Below are 533 nucleotides of genomic sequence, written 5' to 3'. Positions count from 1 at the left end.
CCTGCGCGTCACGGGCCAGCCGCTGGGTGCGGGCCGCGTAGCGGTCCCGGGCGTGCCCGGCCTGTGCCGCGGACCAGGCGGCCCAGCCGGTCGCGCTGCCACTGGCGTTTTCCAGCACGATGCAATCGACCGGGCACACGGGAATGCACAGTTCGCAGCCCGTGCAATGGTCCTCGATCACCGTGTGCATCTGCTTGTTGGCTCCCAGGATCGCGTCCGTGGGGCAGGCCTTGAGGCACAGCGTGCAGCCGATGCACCAGGCCTCGTCGATGAACGCCACGGCGCGCGGCCCTTCGGTGCCGTGTTCGGGCGACAGCGGCCGCACTGGCCGCTGCGTGAGGGCGGCCAGGCGTTCCACGCCTTCGGCGCCACCGGGCGGGCATTGGTTGATGCCGGCCTCGGCCGTGGCGACCGCCAGGGCATAGGCCGCGCAATCGGGGTAGCCGCAGCGGGTGCACTGCGTCTGCGGCAGCAACGCATCGATGCGCGCCGCGAGCGCGCGGACGGCGTCCGCGGCGGGGGGTCAAGCCTTG

1 protein-coding gene is annotated in these 533 nt (G+C 73.0%); it reads right to left on the bottom strand.

Annotation, left to right across the window (positions count from 1 at the left end; translation table 11 throughout):
• Positions 1–475: RnfABCDGE type electron transport complex subunit B (locus AC27KI_RS27045; RefSeq protein WP_487116998.1), on the bottom strand; the 475-nt coding region annotated here is incomplete at its 3' end.
• Positions 476–533: the final 58 nt, after the last annotated feature.

This window comes from Acidovorax sp. KPB24-03 (genome assembly GCF_057546605.1).
Note: the sequence above shows the minus strand (reverse complement) of the source record. Positions and strands in the feature narration are given on the sequence as shown.